At 66.3% G+C, this 23,836-nt stretch carries 21 protein-coding genes; 11 read left to right on the top strand and 10 right to left on the bottom strand.

Translation table 11 applies throughout. The features are described 5' to 3' along the window. Positions 1-431: 431 nt before the first annotated feature. Positions 432-1,475: an aldose epimerase family protein gene (locus tag J2S71_RS02320; RefSeq protein WP_040652430.1), complete on the bottom strand. Its 1,044-nt coding sequence runs from the start codon at positions 1,473-1,475 to the stop codon at positions 432-434. A gap of 489 nt (positions 1,476-1,964) precedes the next feature. On the opposite strand from J2S71_RS02320, the gene J2S71_RS02315 reads away from it, so the two are divergent. Beyond that, positions 1,965-2,918, top strand: coding sequence for a DegV family protein (locus J2S71_RS02315; RefSeq protein ID WP_021727056.1), 954 nt, complete (start codon positions 1,965-1,967; stop codon positions 2,916-2,918). Between the two features lie 215 nt (positions 2,919-3,133). Here J2S71_RS02315 and J2S71_RS02310 read toward each other — a convergent pair whose 3' ends face one another. Genes J2S71_RS02310 through J2S71_RS02300 form a run of 3 tightly spaced genes read right to left on the bottom strand, consistent with a single transcriptional unit; the run spans position 3,134 to position 5,438 of the window. Then, positions 3,134-3,991 carry a MetQ/NlpA family ABC transporter substrate-binding protein gene (locus J2S71_RS02310; protein ID WP_021727121.1) on the bottom strand — a complete coding sequence of 286 codons (858 nt, stop codon included), beginning with the start codon at positions 3,989-3,991 and terminating at the stop codon, positions 3,134-3,136. Between the two features lie 33 nt (positions 3,992-4,024). After that, on the bottom strand, positions 4,025-4,699 hold the full coding sequence (locus J2S71_RS02305; RefSeq protein WP_307388523.1) for a methionine ABC transporter permease: 675 nt from the start codon (positions 4,697-4,699) through the stop codon (positions 4,025-4,027). Then, the gene (locus J2S71_RS02300; protein WP_021727103.1) at positions 4,692-5,438 is read right to left on the bottom strand and encodes a methionine ABC transporter ATP-binding protein; all 747 of its coding nucleotides are present in this window, start codon (positions 5,436-5,438) and stop codon (positions 4,692-4,694) included. The genes J2S71_RS02305 and J2S71_RS02300 overlap by 8 nt, the downstream gene beginning before the upstream one ends. 247 nt (positions 5,439-5,685) lie before the next feature. Here J2S71_RS02300 and J2S71_RS02295 point away from each other — a divergent pair, with 247 nt between their 5' ends. The 5 genes from J2S71_RS02295 to J2S71_RS02275 all read left to right on the top strand — a co-directional run bounded on the left by J2S71_RS02295 (position 5,686) and on the right by J2S71_RS02275 (position 10,365). Next, positions 5,686-6,348, top strand: coding sequence for an HAD family hydrolase (locus tag J2S71_RS02295; RefSeq protein ID WP_307388520.1), 663 nt, complete (start codon positions 5,686-5,688; stop codon positions 6,346-6,348). A 248-nt stretch (positions 6,349-6,596) separates the two neighbouring features. After that, on the top strand, positions 6,597-7,841 hold the full coding sequence (locus J2S71_RS02290) for an ammonium transporter (RefSeq protein ID WP_021727160.1): 1,245 nt from the start codon (positions 6,597-6,599) through the stop codon (positions 7,839-7,841). An 11-nt stretch (positions 7,842-7,852) separates the two neighbouring features. After that, positions 7,853-8,224, top strand: a complete 372-nt coding sequence (locus tag J2S71_RS02285; RefSeq protein ID WP_021727051.1) for a P-II family nitrogen regulator — start codon at positions 7,853-7,855, stop codon at positions 8,222-8,224. 216 nt (positions 8,225-8,440) lie between these two features. Beyond that, complete coding sequence (locus tag J2S71_RS02280) at positions 8,441-9,106, top strand: class I SAM-dependent methyltransferase (RefSeq protein WP_307388518.1); 666 nt, start codon at positions 8,441-8,443, stop codon at positions 9,104-9,106. Positions 9,107-9,183: 77 nt separating this feature from the next. Beyond that, the gene (locus tag J2S71_RS02275) at positions 9,184-10,365 is read left to right on the top strand and encodes a glycerate kinase family protein (RefSeq protein ID WP_307388516.1); all 1,182 of its coding nucleotides are present in this window, start codon (positions 9,184-9,186) and stop codon (positions 10,363-10,365) included. Here the strand turns inward: J2S71_RS02275 and J2S71_RS02270 are convergent. Beyond that, positions 10,311-11,198 (bottom strand): spermidine synthase, encoded by an 888-nt coding sequence (locus J2S71_RS02270; protein WP_307388514.1) that lies wholly within the window; start codon positions 11,196-11,198, stop codon positions 10,311-10,313. The two genes, J2S71_RS02275 and J2S71_RS02270, sit on opposite strands and share 55 nt — an antisense overlap. Positions 11,199-11,352: 154 nt before the next feature. After that, complete coding sequence (locus J2S71_RS02265; RefSeq protein ID WP_307388512.1) at positions 11,353-13,176, bottom strand: IS1634 family transposase; 1,824 nt, start codon at positions 13,174-13,176, stop codon at positions 11,353-11,355. A gap of 342 nt (positions 13,177-13,518) precedes the next feature. On the opposite strand from J2S71_RS02265, the gene tatA reads away from it, so the two are divergent. The 3 genes from tatA (at position 13,519) to lysS (ending at position 16,723) form a co-directional block, all read left to right on the top strand. Next, positions 13,519-13,851 (top strand): twin-arginine translocase TatA/TatE family subunit, encoded by a 333-nt coding sequence (gene tatA, locus J2S71_RS02260; protein ID WP_021727144.1) that lies wholly within the window; start codon positions 13,519-13,521, stop codon positions 13,849-13,851. Between the two features lie 58 nt (positions 13,852-13,909). Further along, positions 13,910-14,383, top strand: coding sequence for a transcription elongation factor GreA (gene greA, locus J2S71_RS02255; protein WP_021727084.1), 474 nt, complete (start codon positions 13,910-13,912; stop codon positions 14,381-14,383). A 96-nt stretch (positions 14,384-14,479) separates the two neighbouring features. Beyond that, entirely contained in the window at positions 14,480-16,723 is a 2,244-nt protein-coding gene (gene lysS / locus J2S71_RS02250; protein WP_307388510.1) for a lysine--tRNA ligase, read from the top strand. A gap of 18 nt (positions 16,724-16,741) precedes the next feature. On the opposite strand, the gene J2S71_RS02245 is transcribed toward lysS, so the two are convergent. From J2S71_RS02245 to J2S71_RS02230, 4 genes are all read right to left on the bottom strand, one after another. Continuing rightward, the gene (locus J2S71_RS02245; RefSeq protein WP_021727118.1) at positions 16,742-17,641 is read right to left on the bottom strand and encodes a sensor histidine kinase; all 900 of its coding nucleotides are present in this window, start codon (positions 17,639-17,641) and stop codon (positions 16,742-16,744) included. Positions 17,642-17,672: 31 nt separating this feature from the next. After that, positions 17,673-18,596: an ABC transporter permease gene (locus J2S71_RS02240; RefSeq protein ID WP_021727079.1), complete on the bottom strand. Its 924-nt coding sequence runs from the start codon at positions 18,594-18,596 to the stop codon at positions 17,673-17,675. After that, a complete protein-coding gene (locus J2S71_RS02235) occupies positions 18,589-19,509 on the bottom strand; it encodes an ATP-binding cassette domain-containing protein (RefSeq protein WP_021727104.1) in 921 nt (306 codons plus the stop codon). The genes J2S71_RS02240 and J2S71_RS02235 overlap by 8 nt, the downstream gene beginning before the upstream one ends. A gap of 88 nt (positions 19,510-19,597) precedes the next feature. Further along, positions 19,598-20,326: a response regulator transcription factor gene (locus J2S71_RS02230; RefSeq protein ID WP_021727120.1), complete on the bottom strand. Its 729-nt coding sequence runs from the start codon at positions 20,324-20,326 to the stop codon at positions 19,598-19,600. Positions 20,327-20,593: 267 nt separating this feature from the next. On the opposite strand from J2S71_RS02230, the gene J2S71_RS02225 reads away from it, so the two are divergent. After that, complete coding sequence (locus tag J2S71_RS02225) at positions 20,594-21,355, top strand: nucleotide-binding protein (RefSeq protein WP_021727094.1); 762 nt, start codon at positions 20,594-20,596, stop codon at positions 21,353-21,355. Next, positions 21,352-23,820 (top strand): nitrogenase component 1, encoded by a 2,469-nt coding sequence (locus tag J2S71_RS02220; protein WP_307388507.1) that lies wholly within the window; start codon positions 21,352-21,354, stop codon positions 23,818-23,820. Before J2S71_RS02225 ends, J2S71_RS02220 begins: the two co-directional genes overlap by 4 nt. Positions 23,821-23,836 lie beyond the last annotated feature (16 nt).

Genomic DNA, 23,836 nt, shown 5'->3' with positions numbered 1-23,836 from the left:
AGTGTCGCCTCATCAAAGGATGACGTTGGGGAGGCGATGACAGGCAAATGACGTGGGCTTGTAGGAGGGGCGAGAGGCGGAGGATGCCGCTGCTCGCGCCTATCGTTCGCGTTGTATAGAGATAGAGGAGCGCGAAGACGCACTGCGTATCCAGGAATGTCGCTTTGGGGAGGCGGTGGATGAGCTCCTGTACCGCCTGGGCCAGGGTGGGCAGCTCGTGGATGAGGTGCGTGAGGCTATGCCTTGCATGGTTCGTCAGGCTGCCTATGTCTTGGACGAGTTGAATGCCGCACAGCATGAGGCAGCACTGCGTTGCGACGAACGGCGCGATGAACTAGTACATGAGCGGAGGGCCCTCGAGCGCCAGCACGACCATGCGCGGGAGGCGTACCACCGCTCCCTGGAAACGCCCGGATATCGTTGGTGAGGGGCTACCGACCGGGCGCATCGAAGGCGAACGTCACGCGCCTGAGGAAGGGGTGGCCCGGTGCATAGATGGGCTGGGGGAAGGCGGCGTGGTGGATGGCGTCGGGGTAGAACTGCGCCTCGAGGGCGATGCCTGCCCCGTTGCCGTAGTGCGCGCCGGCCTTGCCGCGCGCGTCGAGGCCGCCCGCCGTGTACACTTGTAGGCCGGGCGCGTCGCAGGAGAGCGTCATGCGGACGCCCGTCTCGTTGCCCACCAGCGTGGCGGCACGCTCCACGCATTCCGCGTTGCTGAGCACGAAGTTGGTGTCCAGCCCCTGGGGCAGCCTCTGGAGGATGTCCCCCAGCGCATGGCCGCTCCTGAAGTCGTAGGGCGTGCCCGCCACGGGCGCGACCTCCCCCGTGGGGATGAGGGCGGCGTCCACGGGCGTGTAGGCCGCGCTCTCCAGCTGGAGGGTGTGGGCCATGGCGGTACCGGAGGCGTGGCCGTTGAGGTTCCAGTAGGCGTGGCTCGTGCTGTTGATGATGGTGGCCTCCGTGGCGCTGGCCTCGATGGTGAGCTCAAGGCGCTGGTCGTCGTGGAGCGTGTAGGTTGCGCGGACGTCCGCCGCGCCGGGGAAGCCCTGGTCGCCCGCCCGGCTCACGAGCTCGAGCGTCACGCTCGCGCCATCCGGCGTGTCGTGGGGGACCTCCCCCACCTGCCAGAGGCGCTCGTGCCAGGGGTGCGGTCCCGAGTGCAGGTTGTTGGGGCCATCGTTTGCGGCAAGGCGATGGGTGGTCCCCCCAAGCTCGAAGCGTGCCCCCGCGATGCGGTTGGCGTTGCGGCCCAGGATGGCCCCGATGCAGGCGCCGTTGTGCAGGTAGCCCGGCGCACCGTCGTAGCCCAGGGCCACGTCCACGAAGTTGCCCCTGCCATCGGGAACGACGACCGATTGGATGGCCGCGCCGACCTCGCAGATGCTCACGCTCATGCCTGAGGCGATGGAAAGCATATGCAGGCACACGGCCCTTCCGCTTTCTGTGGCACCGAACGGTCTGGTAAGGACAGCCATGACCTCTCCCATCGCACGAACCCTCTGCTGGCAGTATGCACCTCTGACATGTGCCGATGGGTCCGGACCTCCCAGCTTTCGGTGAGGCGCCCGTAGAGGTGGGTGAGAGCCCCCTCCTGTGCTAGGGTCGCTCTCGCACGAGCGGGAAGGTGGCCAGAGGGGCGAGGGCGTCAGTGGTCAGCGAGACGACGAGCAAGCCGGGGGTTCCCCGCGTCTTTACGGCCGCCTGGGGTGTGCTTGCGCTCAACGTGGCGCACTGCCTGCTCTGGGGGAGTGCCTTTCCCTGCGTCAAGCTACCGGCTGCCCTCCGTCGACGTGGCGGAGGCGGCGCGCGCGTCGACGAGGCACCGCCCATCCTTCGGGAGCCGGCTGGGGAACGTGGTGTGCCCGTACACCCCTATACGAAACGTGGCTCGGGTGTCGTGACATCGCGGGTGCACGGCCGCTCCTCCCGTACAATGGGAGGTACAGCCTGAAAGGAGCAGACCCATGCAGACACCCCAGTTTCACCTCATGACCGACTCACCCTGCGACTTCAGCCAACAGATGGTGGACGATGCCGACCTGGGCATGCTGCACTTCACGTATGCCGCCCGCGAGGGAGCTGCGGACGAGGGGATGAGCGGCGTGGATGACCTCTTCGTCTCGCGCACCCCCCACGAGTTCTACGAGGCCATCCGACATGGCGCATCGCTCATGACGTCGCAACCCTCGCAACTTGAGTTCGAGAGCGCGTTTCGGGAGTGCGCCAAGCTGGACATGCCCACCGTGTACCTCACGCTCTCCAGTGGGATATCCGGGTGCTATGAGGGTGCCTGCACGGCGCTCGCCCGCGTGAGGGAGGAGCTGGGCAGGCCCGACCTTCCCATCCATATCGTCGACACCAAGATCGGCTCGACGTCCCAGTACCTGCTGGTGGTAGAGGCCCTGCGCCAGCGCGACAAGGGGCTGACGGCCGAGGAGATGGTGGCCTGGGCCAAGGAGGCGCGCTACTTCGTGCAGACCATCTTCATGGTGGATGACCTCGATGCGCTGCACCGTGGCGGGCGTGTCCCCAAGAGCGTGGCCGTGGTGGGCGGTGCGCTCGACGTCAAACCGTTGCTCACGTTCGACCTGGATGGTGCCCTCAGCGTGATCGGCATTGCACGTGGACGCAAGAAGGGCCTCAAGAAGATGGCCTCGTTCTATGAGAAGAACCACAACACCGATCTGTTCTCGTCGGTGGTCGCCATCGGCAATGCGGACTGCCCCAAGGATGCCGAGCGTATGGCCGACATCATCCACAGGTCGGATGACACGGCCATCACCATGATCTCGACTATTGGGCCCACCATCGGCTGCCATGTGGGGGCAGGCATGGTGTCCTGCTGCTTCTGGGGCGAGGACCGACGAACCGGCGCATCCGTCTCGGACCAGATCGCCCAGAGCGTCCGCCACCACTAGCAGCGCGCCCGTCCCGCTCGAGCGCTCCGTTCGAGTCGTATGCAATTTCGCGGCGCCTCCATGTGAGTCATATGCAAATTATCAGGCCCCCCAGCAGAAGTTGAGAAGACATTAACTCATCTACCTGCGCAGAAAGAACAAGCGAGTCGCTCGCATGTGCGAACGACTCGCAAGGGGAAGCGGCAGGACTGCGAACGACTCACCCATCGGATCTGTTAGTCGGCGGGGAGGACGTCCTTGCCATAGGTGTCGGAGAGGTACTGCCTGAAGTCGTCGGACCTCAGCACGTCCACGAGGGCCTTCACGCGCTCGTCGTTCTGGTTGGCAGGTGTCGTCACGATGTAGTTGGCGTACTGCTGCACGGCCACGCCCTCCGCGGACTCCACGGCGAGGGCGTCGGCCACGTGCATGCCCGCCTCGATGGCATAGTTGCCGTTGATGACGGCGAAGTCAACATCCTGCAGCTGGCGTGGGACGGCGGCCGCCTCCACCTCCACGAGCTTGATGCCGTGGGGGTTCCCGGCGATGTCGTTGGCCGTGGCCTCGTAGCTGTCGGGGTCACTCAGCGTGATGATGCCCTCTTGCTGGAGCAGCAGCAGTGCGCGACCCTCGTTGGTGGCATCGTTGGGAACGGCGATCTGGGCACCGTCGGCGATGGCGGTAAGGTCCCTGGCCGTGCCGGCATAGATGCCGAACGGTTCGTAGTGGATGGCGGCGACGCCCACGAGGTCGGTGCCGTTCTCGGCATTGTAGTTGTTGAGATAGTTGATGTGCTGGAAGTAGTTGGCGTCCACCTCGCCGGAGCTGGTCACCTGGTTGGGGATGATGTAGTCGGTGTACTCCTTGACCGTGAGGTCGATGCCCTGATCTTTCAGCTTGGGGGCCGCGAAGCCGTTGAGGATCTCGGCGTGCGGCGTGGGCGACGCGGCAACGGTGAGGGTCTTGGTGTCGCCGGAGGACGAGGGACTGGTGCCGCCAGAGCTGCCGCAGCCCGTGAGCACGCTGCCAAAGAGCAGGGCCCCCGCGCTGCCGGCGACGGTGGTGACGAAGTCTCTCCTGGTGATCTGGGACATGGTCGGTTCCTTTCCTTCTCTTCGGGTGGCTTGTCAGCGATGGTCGATTCGCTTGGCGATGAGGTTGCAGGTGCTCTGGATGAGCTGCACGAGCACGATGAGGAGCACGATGGTGACGACCATCATCTGGTCCTGGTAGCGGTAGTAGCCATAGCGGATGGCGATGTCGCCCAGGCCGCCGGCACCCACGGCCCCGGCGATGGCGGTGTAGCCCAGCACCGAGATGAGCGTGACGGCCACGCCACGCACGATGGAGGGCATGGCCTCGGGCAGCAGCGCCGAGAGCACGATGCGCGGCAGCGATGCCCCACAGGCCTCGGCGGCCTCGATGGAGTCGTGTGGGACCTCGGCCAGGGACTGCTCCACCATGCGCGCCACGAACGGGGCAGAGGAGAGCACGAGGGGGAAGATGACGCCCCGCACGCCCACGGTGGTGCCGGCAATCGCCTTGGTCACTGGGATGACGGAGACGATGAGGATGATGAACGGGATGGAGCGTGCCATGTTGATGACCCACCCCAGCACGGCGTTGAGCATGCGTCGGGGGCGCAGGCCACCGGGCGCCGTCACGTAGAGGACGACGCCGAGCGCAAGGCCGATCACGTACGCGAGCGCCGTGGAGAGGAGGAGCATGGCGAGCGTGTCGAGCGTGCCCTGCCCCAGGAGCGTCCCGTACTGCGACAGGAACGAAGCGGTCGTGTCAGTCATCCCAGCTCACCCTCCCGAGCAGCGCCTTTGCCGTCTCGCTCTGCGGATGGGCGAACACCTCGTCCACCGTGCCCTGCTCCTCGAGGCGCCCGTGGGAGAGCACGGCCACGTGCCTGCACGCCTGGCGCACCACGTCCATGGAGTGCGTGATGATCACGATGGTGACGCCGGTCTCGGCATTGATCCTCGTGAGCAGTGAGAGCACCGACGCCGTGCTCGCGGGGTCGAGCGCGCTCGTGGCCTCGTCGCAGAGGATGTACTCGGGCTCGCAGGCGAGTGCGCGGGCGATGGCCACGCGCTGCTGCTGGCCACCGGAGAGCTGGGCGGGATAGGAGCCGGCCTTGTCTGCCAGCCCCACCTCGTCGAGCAGCGCTCGCGCACGCTCGCGGTTCTCCTTGGTCACATGGCCCGTACTCGCCCTGAAGGGAAAGCACACGTTCTCCAGGGCCGTCTTCTGTGCGAGCAGGCCAAAGCCCTGGAAGATCATGGCGACGCGTCGACGATAGCTGCGCAGCGCCGCCCCCGAGAGGTTCGTGACGTCCGTGCCGTCCACGATGACGCTGCCACTGGTGGGCCGCTCGAGCAGGTTGATGCAGCGCACGAGCGTGGACTTGCCGGCTCCGCTGATGCCGATGATGCCAAAGACGTCGCCATCGGGTATGTCGAGGGAGACATCGCCCAGGGCGTGTTCGTCCGTACCCCCCTCATAGATTTTGATGATATGCCGTAACGATATCAAGGAGTGCTCCTGACTGTTGTGCGATGTGCGTCATGTGGAAGTGCAGAGTATAGCAGTGCCAGCATGATGTCCGTAGTCCCTGTAGCGTATGGGCGAGGCAGCGGTGGCGTCAAGTCCAGCGCCCCTAGGGAAATCAGCTATCTGGCTATGGGATAGATCGATAGCCGACCGTGCCCCGACGGCCTTCCACGGATGTGGTGCGCCACCGGATAGAATGAGGGTACGCCGTAGGACGGAGGGGTGGATCATGCCGCAGGCGGCACTCTTTGACATGGACGGCCTTATGCTGGACACGGAGCCCTTGTGGACATGCAGCTGGGAGCCTGCCCTTTGTGCCCTTGGCAGGGCCAACATGCCCCCAGGGCTGCCCGATGAGATGCGTGGTGCTGGCCCTGCCGCCCGCCAGGAGGTGCTCGACCGTCACTTTGGCGCGAGGACGATTGACCAGGCCGCGCTCTGGGAGCGCGTCTGCGCCCACATGCTCGAGGTGTGCAGGGACGGCGCCCCCAAGAAGGCGGGCCTCATCGAGCTCCTTGACCATCTGCGCGAGCGGGGCGTGCCTCGCGCCGTCGCCTCGTCGAGCGCGAGGCCCATGATCGAGCGGCAGCTTGCCGCGGCTGGCATGGATGCCTGTTTTGACGTGGTGCTCTCGGGCGAGGAGGTCGTGCGCGGCAAGTCTGCGCCCGACGTGTTCCTCGAGGCGGCCCGTAGGTTGGGTGTGGCTCCCGCTTCGTCCCTCGTGCTTGAGGACAGCAAGAACGGCGTGCTCGCAGGGGCTGCCGGTGGCTTTGTGACCGTGCTCGTGCCCGACCTGGTCGCCCCTGACGACGAGATGCTCTCGGCCGCCTCCTTCGTGTGTCGCGACCTCCTCGAGGTGCGCAGGCTGCTGACGTCGGGGATCATTCGCTAGGCCTGTGCGCCAGCGGTCGAAACGACCGCGTTACGCTCTCGTAGCGTTCCCAATACCACCCGGAAGCCCTTGGGTAACGCCTGTGCCACGTTGGCGCAACCGAACGGTCACTCCCAGGCAATGCCCGCGTCCCATGCTGATACTCGTCCATTGACGGCTGGCATGGCCTCCGCGTGGCAACGAGCATCGACGCTCTCTGGCGCAACCCGCATGTCACGTGAGGGCATGCCCAGGCGAAAGGAGCGATCATGGTTGCAAGCGACACGGGATTCGTGCTGGTCTGTGCAGCGCTCGTGCTCCTCATGACCCCAGGGCTCGCCCTCTTCTACGGTGGCCTCGGTCGACGCAAGAACGTATCGAACAATATCATGGCCTCGTTCTGCATCATCGGCGTGGAGGTGGTGATGTGGGCGTTGTTTGGCTTCTCGCTTGCCTTTGGGGCAGACCATAGCGGCGTCATCGGAGGCCTTGACTTTCTGGGCCTCTCGGGGGTGGGGGTGGACGCCTCGAGCTACGCGCCGACGATTCCCTTCTTGGCGTACGCCCTCTTCCAGATGATGTTCGCCATCATCACGCCCGCCCTCATCACGGGCGCCATTGCGGGGCGCATGCGGCTCAAGGCGCTGCTCGCCTTCATCGTCCTGTGGACCATCGTGGTCTACTACCCCATAGCCCACATGGTGTGGGGCGCCGGTGGCATCCTTGCCGCGCTGGGCTCGATCGACTTTGCCGGTGGCAACGTGGTGCACATCAGTTCGGGCGTGAGCGCCCTCGTCCTCTGCGTCATCTTGGGCAGGCGCCAGGGGTACGAGCAGGTCAACTACCGCGTGCATAATATCCCACTCGTTGCCGTCGGTGCGGCGCTCCTGCTCTTTGGCTGGTTTGGCTTCAATGCGGGCAGCGCGCTCTCCGCGAGCGGCCTGGCGGTGCATGCCTTTGCGACCATGGCCATCAGCGCGGCGTCCGCAGAGCTCACCTGGATGCTCATGGATGTGGCAACGGACGGCAGGCCCACGCTCGTGGGTGCCTGCACGGGCCTCGTGATCGGTCTGGTGGCCATCACGCCGGGGTGCGGCTTCGTTCCGGTGTGGGCGGCGTTTCTCATCGGTGGCCTAGCGAGCCCCATCTGCTACCTTGCCGTCTCGGCCATCAAGCCCACGCTTGGCTATGATGATGCTCTCGACGCCTTTGGGTGCCATGGCGTCGGTGGTATGTGGGGTGGCATCGCCACCGGCCTCTTCGCCAGCCGGGACGTCAATCCTGCGCTGCATGTTGATGGCTCGGTCTTTGGTGACGCGCACCTGCTTGGCGCACAGCTCGTGGCCATGCTGGTCACCATCGCCCTTGCCATCATGGGCACGCTCGTCTGCGTTGGACTCACGAGGCTCGTCTGCGGTGGCTTGCGCGTGAGCGCCCGCGAGGAGCGCGTTGGCCTGGACCTTTCGCAGCAGGGAGAGCGTGCGTATCCTTCCTTCAACGGGCTTGACGACTAGGGGTGATCTTGATGGTCAAGGTAGAGGCGATCGTTCGCGAGGAATGCCTGGAAGATGCCAAGGATGCCCTCATGGGAATCGGGGTGCGTGGCCTCACGGTGAGCCAGGTGATGGGCTGTGGCACCCAGATGGGCTACAAGCGCAGGGTGCGTGGCACGAGCGTGAGCATGAACATGCTGCCCAAGGTCAAGCTCGAGATCGTGGTGAGCGACGAGGAGTGGGCAGACAGGGCCGTCCGGGCCATTTGCGAGGCGGCGCGTACCGGAGAGGTCGGCGATGGCAAGATCTTCGCCTATCGAGTGGATCGTGCCGTGCGCATCCGTACGGGCGAGGAGGGCATTGCTGCCATCCAGCCTGGTCCGGCCGTGGAGGAGCGCGACTAGCCGTCCTGCCCCCTCTCCGTCCTTGCTCCCGTCCCTTCCTTGTCCCTCGGCTGTGCTGAGTTTTCTCGCCCAAAATGTCTCCCGTGATGACTAGAGTCAGCACAGGAGACAAAAACGGCTGAAAAACCTAGCACAGCCAGGAAGAAACCCAGCACAACCAGGGGAGAAGCGGAGAAAACCCAGCATAAACGAGATGCGCGAGACGCGAGGTGAGGCATGTGCGGCACACTGCCAGAGGGGTTGAAGCTTGTGGAGCGGCCGGAGGGGCTGACGCTGTCGGGCAAAGCCATGGAGCTGCGGGCGGACTTCTCGCGGATGCTCCCACGCCTGCAGCCCCACCGGCTCTCGCGCGAGCTGTTGGTGCGTGCCGCCCGCGTGCGCGGGGGCGCAGCCACACCGCGCGCCGTGGATGCCACCGCTGGGTTGGGGGAGGACGCGCTGCTCCTTGCCGCCGCGGGCTTTGAGGTCACGCTCTTCGAGCACGATGCCGTGATCGCCGCGCTGCTGGCGGACGGGCTCGCCCGCGCCCGGAGACGGCCGGGGCTTGCCGAGGTGGTGGGGCGCATGCGGTTGGTCGTTGGCGACGGCGCCCGCGGCCTGCGCGAGATGGCCGCTGGGCCGTCGCTCGACGTGGTCTTTCTCGACCCCATGTTCCCTGCCCGCCGCAAGGATGCCTCAACCAGGAAGAAGCTGCAGATGCTCCGGCTGCTGGAGCGCCCTGCCGTGGACGAGGGAGCGTTGCTCGACGCCGCGCTTGCCGCCCACCCACGCAAGGTGGTCGTCAAGCGACCGCTCAAGGGCCCTCCGCTTGCGGGAAGGACGCCGAGCCACTCGCTCTCGGGCAAGGTCGTGCGCTACGACTGCATCGTGCTGCCCCGCTAGGCGCAGCGCCGTGGCCGGTCCTGCCCGTGCGACCGTCCTATCATGGGAGGGAAGCAGCCGCGTGAAAGGGAAGCGCCATGGATGACCTGTCCCCGCAGTTCCACTTTGTCCTTGCCTCCGACTCCTTCAAGGGGACGCTGTCCTCCGCTGAGGCGGAAGGACTCCTCGAAGCGGCGGCGCATGCCCACTTCCCCAACGCCACGTGCGCGTGCGTGCCCATGGCCGATGGCGGCGAGGGGACGGTGGACGCCGTCGTGGCGGCCATGGGCGGCGAGATGCGCTCGGTGCGCGTGCATGACCCTCTGGGGCGTCCCGTGGAGGCGCGCTACGGCCTTCTGGGATCCGGTCGTGCCATCATCGAGATGGCCGCGGCATCGGGCCTGACGCTGCTTGGCCCGGACGAGCGCAATCCCCTGCGCGCGTCGACCTACGGGACGGGCGAGCTCATCTCGGACGCCCTGATGCAGGGATGCACGGACGTCTCCCTTGCGGTGGGCGGCTCGGCCACCAACGACGGCGGCATGGGCTGCATGCGCGCGCTGGGCGCACGCTTTTTGGACGAGCACGGCAGCGAGCTCATGGGCAGCGGCGCCGACCTTGCCCATGTGCGGGCCATCGATGTCGGCCTGTTGCGCCGCTACGTCGCGGGCGCCCACTTCACCGTGATGTGCGATGTCGATAACCCCCTGGTAGGCGAGCTTGGTGCCACACGCGTCTTCGCCCCGCAGAAGGGGGCGACGCCGCAGCAGGTCGAGGAGCTCGAACGGGGGATGGCGCGCTATGCCGAGGTGCTCCGCTCCACGTTCCGCATGGGCGTGGATGCCGGTGCCCCGGGGTCCGGGGCCGCCGGCGGCCTGGGTCTCGCCTGTGTGACGTTTCTGGGCGCCCGCGCACAGGGCGGCATAGACCGCGTGCTCGATCTGGTGGCGTTTGGTCGCCGCCTGCGGGGGGCGAGCCTCTGCATAACGGGCGAGGGCAGGCTGGATGCGCAGACGAGCCATGGCAAGGTGGTCTCGGGCGTGGCTGCGGCGTGCCAGCGCCGAGGGGTCCCCTGCGTGGCGCTCGTGGGCGTGGCCGAGCCGAACGTGTCGATTGCGGGGGTCTCGGCGGTGATTGCCGTCACGGAGGCGCCGGAGCTGCTTGATGCGGCCAGCATGCAGGCGCGCCTCGCCCATGCGCGCAGGCTCTACGCCCATCGTGCCAATCAGCTGTTTGCCGCGCTGAGCCTGGGGAGGTCGCTCGAGGCGCGCAGCCGGTAGCGGTGGGATATGGGCAGCTCCAGATCGGTTGCCACCAGGGCGTTGACGCCGGGGCGCCGCGGCCCCTCGGGCTTCTCGGGAAGGAGGTAGACGTGCGAGAAGGCCCGCGTGTAGGCGTCCACCGTCTCGCGAAGCGCCCGCGCCTTCCCGCCCTCGAGTGCACCCATCACGTTTGCCAGGTAGATGCCCTGGTCTGAGAGGTGGTCGCGCACGACGCGCGCGCCCTGTGCCCCGGTGAGCGCCCCCAGCGGCCGCTTGGCCCCGAACGCGTCGTTCACGATGAGGTCCCAGCGGCTCGCGCCGCGGCGCAGCACCTCCCAGCCGTCGTCGCAGATGACGCGTAGGCGCCCGTCGCGCTCGGCATGCGTGCGCGCCTCCAGCTCGTCGAGATAGAAGTACTGGCGTGCCAGCCTGATGACCCTGGGATCTATCTCCACGACATCGACGGTGGCCTGGGGCTGGTGTGCCACGAGCCACGTGGGAAACGAGAACCCGCCGCCGCCCAGCACGAGCGCGTCCGCCGGGTAGCAGGCGCCCAGCGTCTCCCGTGCGATGGCGATGACCTCGGCAAAGTACTGGTGGTAGAGGCACACGAGGTCGAAGTGGCGGCCCTCCTGGGTGTAGCAGATGCTCTGGTAGGTGCCGTTCACGTTGAGCATGCGCAGCTCGTCGCCGTCGGCATCCTCGCCGTCAAAGACGAGCGCCAGGCCAAACCTGCTGCGCCGCAGCTTGACCCCGCGCCTGTGGAGGATGAGCGCGCCGGCGAGGTAGGCGGCCGCGTCAAGGGCCATCAGGATGCAGATGACGATGATGATGCGCGAAGTCTGGGCCATGCGTTCCTCGTGTGGGGCCGTTGGGTGTGGCACCCATTGTCTAGATACTGTCGAAATTCCTATTATAGATTGTGGGGGCTAACGGCCCTCGGCTATACTCCCGTCTTTGACACTTAACCCTACATAACTCGCACATAAGGGCTGGTAGAGATAGCTATCTGCTGTCTCTGCCGGCCCTCTTCCTTGTGGTAATGGACGCCTTCTGGTGGGTCTTCTTCAAGATCCTCCTCATCTGGCTCTGCGGCACGATCTCGAAGTCGGTGCGGAATCCGAAGGCCTCATGCAGGGCATCGGTTATCTCTGTGCGCACGTAGAGGGGGCGGTATCCCTCGCCCTTGACCTCTTCCATGCGCATGTTCCTCAGGGTGTCTGCGATCTCAGGACAGGTCCAGAGGCACCCGAGCCTCTTCTCGAGGATCCGGTAGATGAGAAGCGCCAGGAAGCAGGTGAGGAAGTGGGCCTCGATGCGGTCCCTGCGCGAGAGGAAGACGGGACGGGCCCTGAACTCGCCCTTCATGATGCGAAAGCACTCCTCGACCTGCCAGCGTCCGGCGGCAACCTTTACGATGCCCAGGACATCCTCGTCGTCGAGCGAGGTAGCCAGGCCGTAGAGGCCGTCCCAGGAGGCTTCCTCCTCGACCTTCCCGTCGTCGACGGAGAGGATGCGCTCCTCGGCGACCTCGCCCTCCTCGGTCACGGGGGTGGAGGAGACGAAGCGCATGGGGTCCTTGGGCCCCTTGCGGTGCCTCTTGGCCGTCCCGTCCTCGCAGGCCCTGCGCGCCCGCTCCACCTGCGCCTTCCTGATGGAGCTCTGGTAGGCGCGGTACCTGAGGGAGAAGGTGACGATCAGGTTCTGCCCCAGCTCCTCGCCGGTCGCAGGGTCCTTCAGGGACGTCCACATCGTCTTGTAGAAGGTCCTGGCGAAGAGGGCCCGGCGCGTCTTCTCGGGCGTGAGGGGGTCGTCTGCCGCCTTCCGGACCTGGTCGAGGTCGAACGTGCCCGCCTCGCCTGCGCACGACCAGCCCTTGGGGCCGCGCACCCAGTCCCTGACCTCCTTCCTCTGGCCCCTGAGGGAGACCGTGGTGACGAACTGGAGGCTGCCCCTGCTGTTGTGGGCGCGGTTGGCGGCGCTCGAGAGACCGGCGTCCGTGCAGACGACGAGCTTCGAGAGGCCGAACTCGCCTTCGAGCCTCTCTTCCAGAGGGATGAGGGTGGGCTGCTCGGACTCGTTGCCTGGGTAGAGGTCGAAGGCCACGGGAAGCCCGTCTTTGTCCATCATGAGCCCCATGCCCACGATCGGGTTGGGCCGGTGCTCCTTGGAGGGGCCGTACCTTCTGAAGCCGTCTTCCTCTGTGATCTCGAAGTAGTAGTTCGTGCAGTCGTAGAAGAGCGTCTGGCAGCGCCTTCTCGCCAGGGCCTTGCTCCGCTCGAAGGCTCTCCTCTGTATGAGCCCAGAGTTCTCGGCGAGTACGGAGAGCGCCCGGTAGATGTGGTGGCTATCGAAGGCGGGCCCCTCCATCAGCTCCTGGGAGAACTCATGGGTCGCCCGCTTGGACGAGGGCTCGAGGATGCGTCCGTACACGAGCCTGGACAGGACCGAGTCGAGGTCGTAGTCCGCCTTGCTGCGTGAGGCGATGTCTCGGCAGATCTCGGGCAGGCCGAGTGCGGAGTAGATGTCCTGCAGGAAGAGGTAGCCGCAGTTGAACGTATGCCGCGCGCCTGCCCCTATCTGCCTTGTGGGGTCATACGACACCGTGACCTTGCGGGTGAGCTCGCGCTCCTCGAGGGTCATCCTCTTGGCCTCTTCTTTGGCCCAGCTCATCACATCTGTGCCTGGAGGAAGCATCTCCTCGAGCTCGGACCTGGTCCCCAGCCTTCTCGCGATCTTGGAGGTGGGCTTGCCCGTCTCCCTGTCACGGTAGGTCTTGGCTATGTAGAAGGTCTCGGCTGTCTTGGTCCTCGTCACCTGGACTTTCATGACCATCACCTATCTACATGCAACTGCTACCAGATACCACAATATATAGTACCACAACCTGAGCATAGGAAAGCCGGGAATCCCCAGGCAGAACTGGAAATTCCCGGCATATGTGAGCTCTGAATCTAGTGGCTAAGTGTTAAAGTCCCGGACGATGATGATGCGCGAAGTCTGGGCCATGCGTTCCTCGTGTGGGGCCGTTGGGTGTGGCACCCATTGTCTAGATACTGTCGAAATTCCTATTATAGATTGTGGAGGCTAACGGCCCTCGGCTATACTGGCTGCTGCGAAACTGCACAAACGGGTGGGGTATGCCCCACATGCCATGCATGGAGGATGTCAATGATTCTGGGAATGGGGCCCGCCGAGCTCATCATCATCGTGGTCATAATCTTGATCATCTTTGGTCCCAAGAACCTGCCCAAGCTGGGCAAGTCGCTGGGTAAGACCGTCAAGAACATCCGCGAGGGCATGGACGGCGTGAACGAGGGCGGCGAGCCCACGTCCAAGGACGTGACGGACACCGTCGAGGAGGAGGCGGCCACCGAGACGGATGCCACCCCCACTGAGGCCCCCGCGGATGCGGTCGTCTTCTGCGCCAAGTGCGGTGCCAAGAACGCAGCCGACGCCGAGTTCTGCAGCAAGTGCGGCGCCCGGCTCGCCCACGAGAGCTAGAGGCCAGCGCCTCCGCGCGCACGGTTCGTAGGTAACGTCACCATAGAGAAAGCACAGCATGGATACACAGGAAGTCACGCTTACCCCGGAAGACCGCAAGCAGCTCGAGGACGAGCTCGCCCTGCTTGAGGGCGACAAGCGCAGCGAGATCATTGCCCAGCTCCAGGAGGCACGTGGCTTCGGCGACCTCTCCGAGAACGCGGAGTACGATGCGGCCAAGGAGGCCCAGTCCCAGAACGAGGCCCGCATCAACGAGATTCGTCACCTTCTCGCCACGGCAAAGGTGGTCGAGAACCGTCGTGGTGCCAAGTCCATTGCCATCGGCTCCACCGTGGAGCTCGTGGACGAGAAGGGCACAGCGCAGACCTATACGCTGGCGGGCACCACCCACACCGACTCGCTGCAGAACAAGATCTCCAACGAGTCGCCCCTTGGCGCAGCGCTCATCGGTCATGTGGCAGGCGATACGGTCTCCTTCGAGACCCCCTCGGGCAAGACCCGCAGCCTTACCGTCAAGAGGATCAACCGCTAGGTTCGCTGCCCGATCGCAGGATCGTACGTATGCGCCCCGTGTCCTCGTGGATGTGGGGCGCTCTTTTGCCGGGAGATCCGGCTGGAGGAGAGTCCAATGACCCAGAGCAAGATCGTAGGTGCCCCCGAGGTGAACATCAACGACGAGCGCGCCGTACGCCGTGCCAAGCGTCAGGCGCTCATCGACGCGGGCGTGAATCCCTACCCCATCAGGAGCACGGTCACCGCTCATGCCACCGAGCTCGAGGAGCGGTATGCCGGACTCGAGGATGGGGTGAGCACTGAGGACTCCTACAGCGTGGCCGGCCGGGTGAGGGCCCTGCGCAAGCAGGGCAAGGTGACCTTCGTCGTGCTGGAGGACGTCTCGGGGCAGATCCAGCTCTTCTGTCGCGTGAATGACCTGCCACAGGCGGATTGGGAGCTCCTGTCCCAGGTGGACCTGGGCGATATCATCGAAGCGACGGGCACCATCCTGCGCACCAGGCGTGGCCAGCTGTCCGTCTCGCCGGGGCGGGTGCGCCTGCTCTCAAAGAGCGTGCGGCCCCTGCCCGAGAAGTTCCATGGCCTGGCCGACCGCGAGCTGCGCTACCGGCAGCGCTACATCGACCTCATCATGAACCCCGAGGTGCGGGACACCTTCCGCAGGCGCAGCCAGATCGTCTCGACCATCCGTCGCCACATGGAGGCTGACGGCTACATGGAGGTCGAGACCCCCATGATGCATGCCATCCTGGGCGGCGCCAACGCCAAGCCCTTCGTGACGCACTTCAATGCGCTCGACCGTGACTTCTACCTGCGCATCGCCACCGAGCTACCGCTCAAGCGCCTCATCGTGGGCGGCATGGAGCGCGTGTTCGAGATCGGCCGCCAGTTTCGCAACGAGGGCATGGACCTCATGCACAACCCCGAGTTCACGAGCATGGAGGCCTACTGCGCCTACTCCGACCTCGAGGGCATGAAGAAGCTCAGCGAGGGGCTGTTCAAGGCCATCGCGCGCGAGGTCTGCGGGTGCGCGGAGGATCACGAGGTCATCGAGTACCAGGGCCAGCGGGTGGACATGAGCGGCACCTGGGCGTCGCGCTCGCTCTCGGAGGTCGCCTCTGCGGCCGTGGACGAGCGCGTGGACATGGACACGCCCGTCGAACACCTGCGCGAGCTCTGCGTGGCGCACGACATCGAGTGGCAGGAGGGTTGGGGCGCCGGCAAGCTCCTCTTCGAGCTCTATGACGGGCTGGGGGAGCCCACGCTCGTGAACCCCACCTTTGTGTGCGACTACCCCGAGGAGGTGAGCCCGCTTGCCAAGCGCAAGGAGGAGGACCCACGCCTCACCGACCGCTTCGAACTCGTGATCTGCGGCCATGAGTACGCGAACGCCTTCTCCGAGCTGAACGACCCCGTCGACCAGGCCGCACGCTTTGCCGCGCAGGTTGCCGCCAAGGGCCTGGGCGACGACGAGGCCATGGGCTACGACTACGACTACGTGCGGGCGCTGGAGTACGGCATGCCTCCCGTCGGCGGCATCGGCTATGGCATCGATCGCATGGTCATGCTCTTCTGCGACCAGCCCTCCATCCGCGACGTCCTGCTCTTCCCGCAGATGAAGCCCGAGGCCGTCACCAGGGCCGACATCGAGGCGCAGGTGGGGGGCGCCTTGGGTGCCGGCTTTGCCAGCGTGGACGAACTGGCGGCCAGCTGCGCCACGGGGGCCTCCGCGGACGCTGCGGCGCCCGCGACCACCAGGCTCGAGAGCGGCCTCACGCGTGACGCGGCACTCGAGCTGCTCGAGCGGTACAACGGGGACGAGTTCCACATCCAGCACGGGCTCACGCTCGAGGGCCTCATGCGCCACTACGCCGAGCAGTATGACCCCCAGAACGTGGAGTTCTGGAGCCAGGTGGGCCTGCTCCACGACCTCGACTGGGAGCGGTGGCCAGACGGGGCGCAGCACACCGTGAAAGCGGCCGAGCTGCTCGAGGAGGCTGGTGCCAGCCCCGCGCTGGCCCATGCCATCCAGACGCACAACTCTGACAACAACCCCGACCTGCCTGCGCCCGAGGCCAAGATGGAGAGGGTCCTCTTTGCCGTGGACGAGCTCTCGGGCCTCATCCAGGCGGCGGCGCGCATGAGGCCGTCTGGCTCCGTGCGTGACATGCCGCTCAGGTCGCTCAAAAAGAAGTTCAAGGACAGGCGCTTTGCCGCAGGGTGCGACCGCGACGTCATCCGCCGTGGCGCCGAGCTCAACGACCTGGACCTCAACGACCTGCTTGAGAGCGTGCTCGAGGCCATGAAGGCCATCGCACCCGTGGGCGACTACAACGCGAGGGAGGACGTGGCAGAGTAGGGGGACGGCGGGGCGACCCTAGGCCGTCGTGAGGCGCACCCGTATGGCGAGTGCCTTCCTGCCGTCCGCTGCGTCATCGAGGTGCGCATCGATCTTGCCGCCCATGGCCTGGACGAGTGCCGCGGCAATCGAGAGGCCGAGTCCCGACCCCCTGCCACCCCGTGCGCCATCAGCGCGATAGAAGCGTCCGAAGAGCCTGGCGGGATCGATGTCTGCGTCATCGGGGATGGGGTTCGAGAAGGTGATGGTCGGTCCGTCCTGCGTGATGGTGGGGGCACCACTTCCGTGTCGCAGCGCGTTGGCCGTCAGGTTGTCAAAGACGCGCCTCAGCGAGGTGGCATCCGCGAGCACGCGCGTGACGCCCGCGCCATCCTCCTCGAGCAGCACGATCGGCTCCCAGCCGCGCCGTTCGAACTCGGGGTAATGCGCCATGAGCACCTCGGCCGCCATCGGGGCCAACCCGATGGGTTCCAGCTCCAGCCTTAGGTCGGGGTCGCTCGCCTTGGTGTACGAGAACAGCTGGTCGAGCAGGGCGCGCGTGCCATCGATGCTCCTCATGGCCGCATCGACGTCACGTCCCCGTGACACCTCGTTCGCCTCGTCGCCCGCAAGCTGCAGGTATCCCTTTGCGCCGGCAAGCGGCGTGCGAATGTCATGAGAGAGGCTGGCCAGGTCACGTCTGAAGGCATGCTCGCGCCGCTGCGCCTCGACGCGCTCATGCTGCAGGACGTCGAGCTTGTCGTTCATGTCCTCGGCGAGCCGTCGTGCCGTAGGGCTGGGGCCGTGCACCGTCAGCCGGTTGTTGCTCCGTTCGTCGCGCGAACGCAGGAGTCGGGCCATGTGGCCCAACTCCCGCTCGTATGCCAGGGCGGCGAGCGTCGCCCCCAGCGCGACGCCTATGACGACTGCAAGGATCACGATCCCCCTATCCCTGCCGGGACCATCACGGCTAGTGTATGTCGCGATGGGGCACCACGAGAAGCGTCACTGCCAGCAGCATCGCGATGCCTACCGCGACCGTCACGCTCACGTGGGCCAATGGAGCGAGCGTGACGCCCTCGAGGGAGCTCTGGAACAGCCGGGTGACACCGCCCGAGCCGAGCAGCATGGCGGACTGGTGCGGAAGCCACTGTACGATGGCATCGAAGGCCTCCGAGCGAAGCAGGCCACCCAGGGTGGAGACCAGGCTGCTGGCAATGCCGCCCGCCACAACGCAGGCAGTGATGACCCCTGCGAGCCTTGACTGGAAGAACCAGGTCGCCACGCAGCAGAGCAGCACGTAGAGGAACGTCAGCAGCCAGGAGAGGACGATCCAGGCCATGAGCCTGCCCGGATCCTCGGCCTGGAACCCAAAGCCCGCTAGACGCATGGATGCCCAGAAGAGCGCCAGGAAGAGGAGCGTCCATACGAGCGTGAGCACCAGCATCGTCATCACCTTGCCGACATAGTAGCGCCGACGGCTTATGCCGGCGGGCAGGAGCCCCCGTATGAATCCCGTCGAGAAGTCCTCCGAAACGAAGACCGAGAGGAAGAGCGAGAGGACAAGCAATACGCTGAAGGGGTTTGCGATGGCCGACAGTTCCAACGACTGACCGGGTCCGCCATCTGCCTCCATGAACGTGGTGGCAAACGCGGATTGGGCTTCCTGACTCGCCGCCTCGGCGCTCTCGCCCTCACCATTCTGGCTCGCGCTGATCTTGATGCCCGTGTCTGTGTCGGTCGTGCCTGCGGTGTCGGTGCCGTGTCCCGCGGCGTTACCAACCAGATAGAGCACGCTTGCGGCAATGATGGCAACGAGGGCCACGTAGGTTACGAGCATCCAGCACCACATCCGGCGACCCCGACGCACGTCCGATGCGATGAGGCTAAACATGAGTCTCTCCCTTCTCCATGAGCTCGACGAAGTAGTCCTCTATGTCGCGGCTGTGCATGCCTATCTCAAGGGGGATGAGACCGTTGGCGTGCAGGATGCGCGCCACCTCCTCGGTGGTAGGCAGCCCACCGGATGACGTGGCCGTGAGCGAGATCGCATCGGTGCCCCCAAGCGAGAGGTGCACGTTGGGGAGCTCCCGTTCGAGTACGGCCACGGTCCTCGGGGGGTTGGTCGTGCGGAGGTGAATGGAATCTCCGCAGGCTGCGCGCATCTCCGCATCGGTGAACTCGCTCACGATGCGGCCCCGGCTGATGACGCCGAAGCGGTCGACAACGCGATTGAGCTGGTCGATGACGTGCGAGCTGATGACGATCGTCATGCTGTGGTTGGCCGCGAGCCCTCGCAGCATCTCGCGCGTCGAGCGTGCCGCCTCGGGGTCGAGGCCATTGAGGGGCTCATCGAGAAGCAGGAGGTCGGGCGCGCCGATGAGGGCCAGGGCGATGCCGAGTCGCTGCTTCATGCCCAGCGAGAACCCCTTCACGTGTCGCTTGGCCACCTCGGTAAGCCCCACGAGGGCGAGCAGGCCCTGGCACTGCGCCTTGGCGCGCACGATGCCGAGTGCCGTGGCCTTCGTCATGAGGTTGTCCAGGGCCGAGAGGCCACCGATGATCCCCGGCATCTCGATGAGCGTGCCGATGGGTATGTCGGGCGTCCGGCGCCTGCCAAAGAGCAGCACCTCTCCCGACGTGGGCGTCACGAGTCCCGATGCCAGCTTCATGGTCGTCGACTTGCCGGAGCCGTTCTTGCCCACAAAGCCGTAGATGCTGCCTCGCGGTACGTGCATGTCGAGCGCATCCACGGCCCTCGTGGAGCCATACAGCTTGGTGAGCGCGCGCGTCTCGAGTGCGTCCATGCCTTCCTCCCCTGTCGTCGTGTCCAGCCTACGCCGCCTACGATATGCCCCAAGGCTTGGCAAACCACAAAGCAGGTCTAAGGAAAGCCTAAAGAGTGGGTGCGTCGAGCTTGAAGCCGATGCCCCATACGGTCTTGATGTAGCCGTCGGTCCCGGTGGGACGCAGCTTCTTGCGGAGGTTGGAGACGTGCACCGTCACCGCGTTGTCGTCGGGGGCGAAGTCCTCGTGCCACACGCGCTCGAAGATCTCGCGCTTGGAGTAGGCGCGTCGCGGATGGCGTGCGAGCAGCTCGCAGATGCCGAACTCGGTCCTGGTGAGCTCGATGTGCTGGTCTGCCGCCGTCAGCACGCGCGAGGCGACGTCAAGCGCCCATGCGCCAACGCGGAGGACATCGCCGTCGCCCTCCTGAGGCCGGCCCCCCGCGGATCCCTGCCTCCGGCTGCGTCTGAGCAGCGCCCGCACCCTCAGCTCGAGCTCCTCGAGGTCGAAGGGCTTCACCAGGTAGTCATCGGCGCCCAGGCGCAGGAGCCCCACGCGGTCCTCCACGGTCGCGCGTGCGGAGACCACGATGACGGGAATGTCGGGGATGTGCTCGCGCGCGTTGGCGATGACCTGCTCGCCCGTCATGCCGGGCAGCATGAGGTCACAGATGAGGAGGTCGAACGCGCTGCGGTCGAGGTCCATGACGGCCTCGGTACCCGAGAACGCCTGCATGCAGGAGAGGCCATGGTTGTCCAGGTAGCGGGTCATGATGGTGCTGATGTCGGCATCGTCCTCTGCGATGAGGATGAGGGGCGTGTCAGCTTGTGGGGGCATGTGGCACCTTTCCGGCGCGGTTCCGTGGGTCGTTGCGCTCTGTCCATCGTAGCCTGAACGACACAGCGCTGCAGGCGTCCGCGTCCCGCAGGGCATTGGTGCCGTTGGCGGGAGCCCGCCTTGAGTCAGCCACATTGGCGGCGCATAATGATGGGCATTCGAGACGAGACCTGAGTGGAAGGGCACCGGATGGGGATCTGGTGGCTGACCGGAGGGGACGGCTATGGAAGAGAGGCTGCGTCCATCGCGCCTGGCGCGTGACGGGTCATGCTAAAGGTCGCCATCTACGGCAAGGGCGGCATCGGCAAGTCCACGATAACGAGCAACCTGGCGGCCGCGCTTTCGACCCTGGGCAGGCGTGTCGTGCAGATCGGCTGCGACCCCAAGGCCGACTCCACCATCAACCTCCTGGGCGGCCAACCCCTGCGCCCGGTGATGGACCATCTGCGCGACGAGGACGAGGAGCCCACGTCCATCGAGGACGTCTCGAGCCGGGGCTTTGGGGACGTCCTCTGCATCGAGACGGGTGGCCCCACGCCGGGGCTGGGGTGTGCCGGCCGTGGCATCATCGCCACGTTCAACCTGCTCGAGGAGCTGCGCCTCCTTGAGACCTGTGAGCCTGACGTCGTACTCTACGACGTGCTGGGCGACGTGGTGTGCGGCGGCTTTGCCGCGCCCATCCGCGAGGGCTATGCCGAGAAGGTCCTCATCGTCACCAGTGGCGAGAGGATGGCGCTGTACGCGGCGGGCAACATCAACGCGGCCGTGCGCAACTTCGAGGACCGCGGCTATGCGCGGGTGGCGGGCCTCATCCTCAACCGCCGCAACGTGCCGGACGAGTACGGGAAGGTCAAGGCCTTCGCGGATGCCCATGGCCTGGCGATCGTGGGCGACATCCCACGATCGGACGACATCAACCGCTGTGAGGACGAGGGCAGGACGGTCATCGAAGGCAACCCCGCGCTGCCCATCTCCCGCACCTTCCTCGACCTTGCCCAACGCCTCCTCGCAGGGGAGGGCACGCCATGAGCGTCACCCCCGTCTCCTACACCGTCTCCGAGCTCTGGGCGCGCGGGCGCGACGACATCCCCGACGACTTCGTCTCCGGCAGGCACCTCATCTACAGCTCGCCGGCCGCCCTGGCCTTCAACTCTCCGGGGGCGGAGGGCTTTGGCGTCAAGCGCGCGGGCCTCGCCATTCCCGGCTCGGTCATGCTCGTCGTGTCGCCGGGGTGCTGCGGCCGCAACACCAGTTCCGTCTCCGAGCTACCGGGCTATGAGAACCGCTTCTTCTATCTCGAGATGAGTGAGACCGACCTCATCACGTCCCGTCACCTCAGGCGCATCCCCCAGGCGGTACGGGCGCTGTGCGAGAGCCTGCCCACGGTGCCCTCGGTCGTGATGGTCTGCGTCACCTGCGTGGACGCCCTGCTCGGCACCGACATGGAGCGCGTGTGCCATGCGGCGCAGGACGAGGCGGGCGTTCCCGTGCGTCCCTGCTATATGTACGCCCTCACGCGCGAGGGCACAAGGCCGCCCATGGTCAGCGTGCGCCAGTCGCTCTACTCCCTGCTGGAGCCCGCCGAGAGGGACGCGCGCGCCTGCAACCTGCTGGGACACTTCGCGCCCATCGAGGAGGGGTCCGACCTCAAGGCGCTGCTCGCCCAGGCTGGCCTGCGCCACGTGCGCGAGGTCTCGACGGCAGCGGACTTCGCCGGCTTCCAGGGCATGGCCGAGGCCAACTTCAACCTCGTGCTCGATCCAGAGGCCGCCCCTGCCGCGCAGGACCTCGAGCGCCGCCTGGGGATCCCCTGGATCGAGCTCACACGCCTCTACGAGGAGGATCGCATCCATGCCCAGTACGACGCGCTGGCCACGGCGCTGGGCGTGAGCTTTGACCAGGGGCCTTGGCAGGCGCGGGCGCGCGGTGCCCTGCGCTCCTTCCGCGAGCGTCATCCGCGCGAGGTCTTCGCGGTGGGCGAGGGCTCCAACGCCAACCCGTTCGAGCTGGCGCTGGCCCTGGTGCGCCAGGGCTGCTCCGTGCGCGAGGTCTTTGGCACCGTCACGCCAGGGCAGTACGTCTACCTGCGCCATCTTGCGGACCTCTCGCCCCAGACGCGCGTGTACTCCAACCTCGAACCCACGATGATCGGCTATGACCCTGCAGGCACCGGCGTCACGCTCACCATCGGCCGCGATGCTGGCTACTACCACCCCGCCTGCCCAAACCTCGCATGGGACGGCGACGAGCAGCCCTTTGGCTACACGGCGGTGAGCGGCCTCTTTGGCGCGCTGGATCACCTACTCTCCCATGGGGACGAGGGCCGTGGCGTGCATGGGGCCATCTCGCTTGCCGGGGAGCGGCGCGGACGGGCCGCCTGTCGTCGCGTTCCCGCCCCCGATGCCGCCCCTGCGCTGCGGCCCCTCGACGCGCGGCACTGCGTGCGCGGCCTGCGCCGGATGCTCACCCCCTTCGCACCGGACCAGTCTGGGGCGGCCTCCGTGCTCTATGGCATGGGCGGCATCACGGTGGTGGTGGATGCGGGCGGCTGTGTGGGCAACATCTGCGGCTTTGACGAGCCGCGTTGGTTTGCCCAGAGGGACGCCATCTTCAGCGCGGGCCTGCGGGACATGGATGCCATCCTTGGTCGCGATGACCTGTTGGTGCAGAAGCTCGAGCTGGCGCACCGGCAGCTGGGTGGCCGCTTCGTTGCGCTCGTGGGCACGCCGGTACCGGCGGTGATAGGAACGGACCTCACCGCGCTCTGTCACCTGGCCGAACGGCGCTGCGGCCTTCCGGCCATCGCCCTCAAGACCAATGGCATGGACCTCTATGACCGAGGTGCAGAGGCTGCCTACCTGGTGCTCCTCACCAGGTTTGTCGAAGGAGCCCCCGAGCGACCCGTGACGGAGGAGGGTCGCATCGGCGTCTGGGGCGCCACGCCGCTCGACGTCTCTGATCACGATGGCGCCGCGGCCCTCGAGCGGCGGCTGCGTCTTGATGGCTGGCGGCGCGTCACCGTCTTTGGCATGGGCGCCACCCTCGACGAGCTGCGCACGGCCGGTGCGGCCGAGCGCAACCTCGTCGTGTCACCCGCGGGGCTCAAGGCGGCCCAGTGGCTCCAGCGCCGCTTCGGCACGCCCTATGACGTCGACTATCCGCTGGCGGATGCCCTCATCCCCCGCATCGCGTGGGCGGGCCATCGCGTGCTGGTGGTCCACCAGCAGGTGGCGGCCCATGCCATCCGAACGCGGCTGCTCGCTCGCGGCGCCTCGGACGTCATCGTGGCGAGCTTCTTCATGCAGCCGGACGAGGCCCGCCGCGATGGCGACCTGCATCTGCGCGAGGAGGGTGACGTCGCGGCGGCGGTCCGTGCGGCCCGCCCCACCGCCATCCTCGCCGACGTCACGCTGCGCAAGCTGGTGGGCGACTTCGCGGGTGACTTCTTTGACGAGACGCACTATGCGCTCTCGGGGCATCTCGTGCGGACGTAGAGGACGACATGGCTGC

It is taken from the genome of Olsenella profusa DSM 13989 (genome assembly GCF_030811115.1).
Taxonomy (GTDB): domain Bacteria; phylum Actinomycetota; class Coriobacteriia; order Coriobacteriales; family Atopobiaceae; genus Olsenella_F; species Olsenella_F profusa.
Note: the sequence above shows the minus strand (reverse complement) of the source record. Positions and strands in the feature narration are given on the sequence as shown.